At 59.0% G+C, this 4875-nt stretch carries 6 protein-coding genes; 1 reads left to right on the top strand and 5 read right to left on the bottom strand.

The window, feature by feature from the left end:
• The coding region (locus AB7S84_RS16505; RefSeq protein WP_428155830.1) for a DUF1178 family protein at positions 1–427 on the top strand (427 nt) is incomplete at its 5' end.
• Between the two features lie 4 nt (positions 428–431).
• Here AB7S84_RS16505 and fabD read toward each other — a convergent pair.
• The 5 genes from fabD to AB7S84_RS16480 form a co-directional block, all read right to left on the bottom strand.
• Entirely contained in the window at positions 432–1367 is a 936-nt protein-coding gene (gene fabD / locus AB7S84_RS16500) for an ACP S-malonyltransferase (RefSeq protein WP_428155828.1), read from the bottom strand.
• A complete protein-coding gene (gene hemA / locus AB7S84_RS16495) occupies positions 1364–2743 on the bottom strand; it encodes a glutamyl-tRNA reductase (RefSeq protein ID WP_428155826.1) in 1380 nt (459 codons plus the stop codon). Before hemA ends, fabD begins: the two co-directional genes overlap by 4 nt.
• Before the next feature lie 44 nt (positions 2744–2787).
• Entirely contained in the window at positions 2788–3621 is an 834-nt protein-coding gene (gene ccsB, locus AB7S84_RS16490) for a c-type cytochrome biogenesis protein CcsB (RefSeq protein ID WP_428155824.1), read from the bottom strand.
• Positions 3622–3626: 5 nt separating this feature from the next.
• Positions 3627–4355 (bottom strand): precorrin-2 dehydrogenase/sirohydrochlorin ferrochelatase family protein, encoded by a 729-nt coding sequence (locus AB7S84_RS16485; protein WP_020876103.1) that lies wholly within the window; start codon positions 4353–4355, stop codon positions 3627–3629.
• A 13-nt stretch (positions 4356–4368) separates the two neighbouring features.
• Positions 4369–4875: MBL fold metallo-hydrolase (locus AB7S84_RS16480; RefSeq protein ID WP_428155822.1), on the bottom strand; the 507-nt coding region annotated here is incomplete at its 5' end.

The following is a 4875-nucleotide window of genomic DNA, read 5'->3' as shown; positions in this document are numbered from 1 at the left end:
CGTATATGATTTGCAATGTTCCCGGGGGCATCTTTTCGAAGGATGGTTCAAGGACAGCCTGTCGTATGAAAAACAGATGGAAGAGGCACTGGTTTCCTGCCCCATCTGCAAGGACAGAGTCGTCACGAAGGTCCCTTCCACCTTTGCCGTCAAACCCTCCCGATCCACACACAAACCCGCGGCTTCCGGGGAGGAGACGGAGAGACTCGGCCGGCAGCTGATGGACTTTGTGGACAGGAATTTCGAGGATGTGGGGTGTGATTTCGCCAAAGAGGCCCTCAAAATCCATTATGGTGCCGTGAAGCCCAGAAACATCAGGGGAAGCAGCACCTCGGATGAGGAGCGGACCCTGAAGGAGGAGGGGGTCCGGTTCTTTAAATTTCCCCTGGATTCGTCCCGGGACCCCTCTTCGGATCTGGACTCCTGACCCATCAGGCCGCGGCCTTCAGGAAAACCTCGAGACTTTTCATATCATTGACATTATAGATCTCGCACGGATAGGCCTTCGGCAGGATCTTTTTCACCAGCCCGGTCAGCACCTTGCCCGGACCGACCTCCACGAATACCGTCACATTTTCCGTCATCAGCCTGAGAACGGACTCGTACCACCGGACCGGACTGCACAGCTGTGCCGCCATGAGATTCCGGATCTCGTCGGGATCGGCGGTTCGGTCTGCCGTGACATTGTGGATCACCGGGCTTTCCGGCGGATGAAAAACGACGGTGCCGAGAAAATCACGAAACTCGGCCTCCGCCCCTTGAATCAGGCGGCTGTGCCATGCGCCGCTGACCTTGAGCGGGATCGCTTTTCCACCCTGGGCGGCGGCCATCTCACCCGCCGTTTTGACCGCGTCGGGCGAACCGGTAATGACGATCTGTTTTTCCGCGTTGTGGTTGGCGACCGTGACGACCCCTTCCGTCACCTGAGCCACAAGGTCCCGCACCGCATCGATGGACAACCCGATAACGGCGGACATGGCCCCCTTGTGCAAGGTCGCCTCGCGGTGCATCAGTTCCCCTCGCCGGAAAACCATTCGGAGGGTGTCTTCCTCGGAAACAACGCCCGCGGCACACAATGCGCTGAACTCGCCGAGGCTGTGCCCGGCAGAGACGCGGGGCTTCACCCCCTCCCGCCTGAGAATTTCGAGAAACGCGAGGTTCACCGTCGTGACCGCCGGCTGGAGATTGACCGTCTCCGTCAGGGCGGCCATGGGTCCCTCGAAGCAGAGGGTGGATATCGGCAACCCCGTGATCGTCTCGGCGGCCTTAAACCGCTCCTTTACAACATCATATTCCTCGAACACGTCCTTTCCCATGCCTACGCTTTGAGACCCCTGGCCGGGAAACAAAAAGGCGATCGCTTTCATAGGTCTTCCTCATCGAGTCTGAAAAGTTTGCGCGTGGCGTCCAGATAAATCGAGTTTTCACCCAGACATCCGTTGCGCTTCAAAAAAAGGGTGGGATCATGAAGGATCTTGTTGACCAGCGCATTGGTCATGCGACGAATCGCCTGGCCCTCCTCCGCGGAAAGATGCGCGAGGGACTGATTCAACGTCTTTCGGATCTCGGCCTCGGCAATGCCGTAAAATTTCTCCCGAAGCCCTACGATGGTCGGCACGATATCCAATACTTCATACCATTGCCTGAATTTGATGACCGTCTCCTCGATGATCCCCTCGGCGCGTCGGGCCTCCCGGTTTCGGTCTTCGACATTTTCTTCGATGACGTCCTTGAGATCGTCGATGTCGTAAACGTAGACATTGGAAAGGCGGTTGATCTCCGGGTCGATATCCCGCGGAACGGCAATATCGATGAAAAACAACGGGCGATTCCGGCGCGGACGAAGCACCTGTTTGATCTGATCCCGACGCAGAATGAAACCCGGGGATCCGGTGGAGCTGATGATAATATCCACGTCGCGGAGGACATCGGTGATCTCCTCGAACCGGATAGCCTTGCCGTGAAACCGTTCGGCCAGGGCCACGCCTCTTTCGAAGGTCCGGTTGGCGACGAAAATTTTTCCGGCCCGGTGCCGGATGAGATGTTCCACGGCCAGTTCGGCCATCTCTCCGGCCCCCACCAACAACACCTTCCTGTTTTCGAGATCGCCGAAGATCTTCCGACCGAGCTCGATGGCCGCATAGCTGATGGAGACCGCGTGATCGCCGATGCCGGTTTCGGTTCGAACCCGTTTGGCGACGAAGAAGGTCTTGTGCAGCAAACGGTTCAAGATGACCCCGGAGGTCTTTTTCTGGACGGCGTTGCGGTAGGCCGCCTTGATCTGGCCCAGGATCTGCGGCTCTCCGATCACCATCGAATCAAGGCTGGCGGCCACCCTGAAAATGTGACGGACCGCCGCGTCACCCTGATGAACATAGAGGGCGGATTCGAAGTCGGCCACGGCGAGCTGCTTGGATTCACTGAGGTAGTTTTTGGCCGCCGCCACCGCGGCAGGCGCATCCGGGGTGGCCATGAGGATCTCGACGCGGTTGCACGTCGACAGCAGAAAAACCTCCCGAATGACCGGCAACGCCTGAAAATGGCGAAGCGCCGTATCGGCTTCGACGTCGGAAAATCCCAGGCATTCCCTGAGCGCTACCTCGGCGGTCTTGTGATTGAGCCCCAGAAGCACGATGTCGAGTCGGGGGTTCTCCTTGTCGCACTCCAGACAGCAAAGCGCCGATGCCGCATCGGAATGCCTCGACTGCATCGCTTTGAGATCCGCGGTCTGCTTGTCGTCCATGGCCGCCCTCCCTTTGTCAAAGGCCTGCGGTTGAACGGCGCGGCTTACCATTGCGTAAATTCTCCATGATGTCCCTTTAAAAACACGTTAACACCCAAAAATGTAAACAGCAGCACCACAAATCCGACGATGGACATAATCGCCGATTTCCGTCCCCGCCATCCCACGGTCAGCCGTTCGTGAAGCAATGCGGCGTAAAAAAGCCACATGATCCCGGACCAGATCTCCTTGGGATCCCCGCTCCAGAACCGTCCCCAGACGGTTTTAGCGTAAAGGAACCCGCCGATCAACCCCACGGTGAGCAGCGTGAACCCAAAAACAATACACGCATAGCCGGTGGTGTCAAGCAGTTCGAGAGAAGGAAGGCGACGGTAGAAGAAACCCCGTTTTTTGTTTTTGATGGCATATTCCTGAACGAGGTAGAGGATTCCCACCCCGCAGGCCATGGCAAAAGCCGCCTCGCCCAGGAGAATGACGACGACGTGAAAAATGAGCCAGAAACTTCGGAAATGGGCCTGGACCTGAGCCGGTTCGACGGGCAGCCGTGAGGATACGATCATCACGAACGCCGCCAGGGGAGCGGCATAGATCCCCATCACTTTCACCTGAAACCGGTACTGAAACACCAGAAAAAAACCCGTGACGGCCCACCCGACCAGCAGAAGCGTCTGGTGAAGATTGTGGGCGGGCAGGGATCCGAAGTGAACAAAGGCGTATCCGAGCAGTAGGCTGTGACAGAAGAACCCCGCCCCCAACAGACCGTATCCGAGTTTCTGCCAGAACTCCCGCTGCAGAAACAGATAGCCGAAATATCCCATCGTGCTCAGGATGTAAAACACCACCGTCACGGTAACGAGCAGACTCATCGCATCCATCATGGCCGTCATATCGCCTTCATCAAGGATTCAAAGGTATATCCCTCTCCCAGGGCTTCCGTCAGCAACCGGTCGATATCCCCAAACCGCCCCTCCCGGATCAGCGGGATCAACCCGCCGTCGATCACCCGCCTGAACCGGACCTTGTGGGCCTCCGGGTCGTGCCCCTCGCCCAGAAGTCTCTCCCGAAGGGCGCCCAGGAGCTTCAGGGCGATATCGTATTCCTCCCCCAGCTGTGCCTCCAGATCTTTACGCAGCCGTCGGGCCAGAGCAGGACTTTTGCCCGACGTCGATACCGTGACGATCAGATCACCTCGGGAAACCATCGCCGGGAGGGTGAAATCGCCCGTTTCGGGCTGGTCCGCAACACTGCACAGTATACCGATCCGCCGTGCCGCCGCCAGGACCGCTGCGTTGACGGGCGCCTGGTCCGTAGCGGCGATGACCATAAAGACCACTCCGGGGACGGGCAATCCCCCATCAGCCCCTTCGGGCGAAGGCTTCGACGCCGTATCGGGTTGAACGATCAGATCGCCGCTTTGAAACGCCCGCGGAAGCCAGCGAACGTCGCCGCTGTCGATGACGGATTTGAGGGCCGGCGTCGTCACAGGGCTGATCACCGTGACCCGGGCGCCGCAGCGCATCAGCCGGAGGGCCTTGCGGGTGCCGACTTCGCCCCCGCCCACAACCACGCAGAGACGATCCTGGACATGGAGGTTTACCGGATAGCTTCGCATCAATTGCAGCCGCCTACCAGTCCACCCGCATCAGGTCTTCCGCCAGCAGAAGCGGTCCTGAAAAGGATTTACGGCATTCCCCCCGGATGTCCGCCCCCTCACATGGGGGGTAGAAATGGGTCAGCATCAATCGTTTCACCTCCGCCCGCCTGGCGATTTCTCCGGCCAGGGCAGGCGTCAGGTGTTTGACGATCTTCATGGCATCCGGCACGGCGGCCTCACAGATCAACAGGTCCGCCTCGTGGGCCAGCCGGATCAGGGCGTCGCTGTAATCGGTATCGCCGGAGTATACGGCCGAGCGCCCTCCGGCGGCGGTAATCCGGAAGGCGACGCTCTCCGGGTTGTGCTCCGTCGGCGCCGTGTCCACCCGAAAAGCCTCGAACGATCGAACGTCCGGGCCATCGGTGTCGAATTCAATGATCCTGAAGCCGTCCGGCGGCAACGCGATCCAATGCCCATAAACGTTCAAAAGTCCATCGAAAAAGGCCTGAATTCCCCTGCCGCCCGCCAGGACCAGCGG

The sequence above is a fragment of the Desulfococcus sp. genome, assembly GCF_050178255.1.
In the GTDB taxonomy this organism is placed as follows: Bacteria; Desulfobacterota; Desulfobacteria; order Desulfobacterales; family Desulfococcaceae; genus Desulfococcus; species Desulfococcus multivorans.
This window is presented reverse-complemented; position numbering and strand designations above follow the sequence as displayed.